The sequence below is a fragment of the Niveispirillum sp. GW835-FHT14G11 genome (genome assembly GCF_058793615.1).
Window position 1 is genome coordinate 1 of the sequence record NZ_JBXAFZ010000069.1, and the last position, 559, is coordinate 559.

Here is a 559-nt window from a genome sequence, read left to right on the forward strand (position 1 = left end):
AACGCCGCATAGCGGGTCATGGAGGAGCCGATATGGATGACGCGCCCGCCCGATTTCATGTGGCGCGCCGCCTCCTGGGTGGCCACGAACACGCCCGTGACGTTGACGGCGATCATCCGCTCGTACGTCTCGAAGGCGATCTCCTCGATGGGGCCGCCCAGGCCCAGGCCGGCATTGTTGACCAGGATGTCGATGGCGCCGAAACGCTGCACGACCTGTGCCACGGCGGCGCGGACGGCGGCGGGATCGCCGGCATCGGCGGCGATGGCGATGGCCTTGCCACCGGCGGCCACGATATCGGCCACCACCTGCTCGGCCTTGGCCGGGGACGCGCTGTAGGTGATGGCGACGGCGGCACCGTCGGCGGCCAGGCGACGGGCAATGGCCGCGCCGATGGAGCGGGAGCCGCCGGTGACGAGAGCAGCCTTGCCGGCCAGGGGGCGATGTTGGTTGGCCATGACATTTTCCTCATGATCTGGAGGGGGTGTATCCGGCCGGACCGGCATTGGCGGCCCGGTGTTGAGGTGAGAATGCCGCTTTCATTCCCCCTTGATTAGCC

1 protein-coding gene is annotated in these 559 nt (G+C 68.5%); it reads right to left on the bottom strand.

Features of this window, described 5'->3' with window-relative positions; genetic code table 11:
* Nucleotides 1–458, bottom strand: a 458-nt coding sequence (locus AC1Q7F_RS32640; RefSeq protein WP_492512712.1) for an SDR family NAD(P)-dependent oxidoreductase, incomplete at its 3' end; no start/stop codon positions are given.
* Nucleotides 459–559 lie beyond the last annotated feature (101 nt).